This is a genomic window from Bacillus sp. DJP31 (assembly GCF_049310945.1).
Lineage (GTDB): Bacteria > Bacillota > Bacilli > Bacillales > SA4 > Bacillus_BS.
In genome coordinates this window covers 1-583 of the sequence record NZ_JBMERO010000110.1, presented here as the reverse complement: position 1 = coordinate 583, position 583 = coordinate 1, and the positions used below count along the sequence as shown (strand labels likewise).

General features: G+C 37.7%; 1 pseudogene. It reads right to left on the bottom strand.

From position 1 onward, the window contains the following. Positions 1–583, bottom strand: a pseudogene (locus tag ACOI1C_RS22740) (type I restriction endonuclease subunit R); the annotation flags it as partial.

The following is a 583-nucleotide window of genomic DNA, read 5'->3' as shown; positions in this document are numbered from 1 at the left end:
CGATAACAATTTTAAAAGGGCTTTTAACATCCTTAAACTCTTTTTCTCGATCTTTACGAGTTTGTTTATTCCCCACTAGTTTAGCAAGTTCTTCATCGTCTTGATTGTTTTCCGTCATAACAATTTTGACCTTTTGCTGCCAATCAGGACGTAGTTGAATTAATTCTTGATAGATAGAAAAGGCCAATTTCCTAGAATAGGCAACAATCATTGCTTTACCTTCAACAAGGTCTTTACGATCCTCATAGTGGTCAACCATATCTGTGGCAACTTGTTTAATCCGATCCTTACCACCAATAATTAGTTCCATACGAGACAGTTGCTTTTGACTTTCCTCTATTACGTAGTCTTCCACACCCTCATTAACTTGCATTCTCCAGTATTCTTTATCAATCTCACTCATCTGCGTCTCATCTAATTTAACTTTCGCTAACCTAGACTCATAATAAATCTTTACGGTTGCCCCATCTTGAACTGCCTGTGTCATATCATAGGCATCAATGACTTCCCCAAACAGTCCAGATGTTGACTTGTCTGTAGTTTCAATTGGCTTTCCTGTAAAAGCTATAAACGTTGCATTCGG